General features: G+C 46.3%; 1 protein-coding gene. It reads left to right on the forward strand.

Going from position 1 to position 339, the window contains the following annotated elements; translation table 11 throughout:
- The coding region (locus E5329_RS29490) for a recombinase family protein (protein ID WP_275443915.1) at positions 1-339 on the forward strand (339 nt) is incomplete at both ends.

Genomic DNA, 339 nt, shown 5'->3' on the forward strand with positions numbered 1-339 from the left:
GCATGGAGGAAGGGAAGTTCTCCCTTGCCTATAAACACTTCCTTGGGTACAAGAAAGGTGAGGATGGTATCTTAGAGATTGTGGAGGACGAGGCAAAAATTGTCCGCAAGATTTACCAACTGTTTTTAGAAGGACAGACTGTCCGGATGATTGCCGACCACCTCACAAAACAGGGCATACCAACGCCAATGGGCAAGGAAAAGTGGAGCGTCTCGACAATTATGAGCATTCTCCAAAACGAGAAATACAAAGGCGACGCCCTGCTCCAGAAAACCTACGTTGCTGATTTCTTAACCAAACGCGTCAAGAAAAACTGTGGCGAGATACCGCAATACTATA

The organism is Petralouisia muris, from assembly GCF_004793545.1.
Lineage (GTDB): Bacteria > Bacillota > Clostridia > Lachnospirales > Lachnospiraceae > Petralouisia > Petralouisia muris.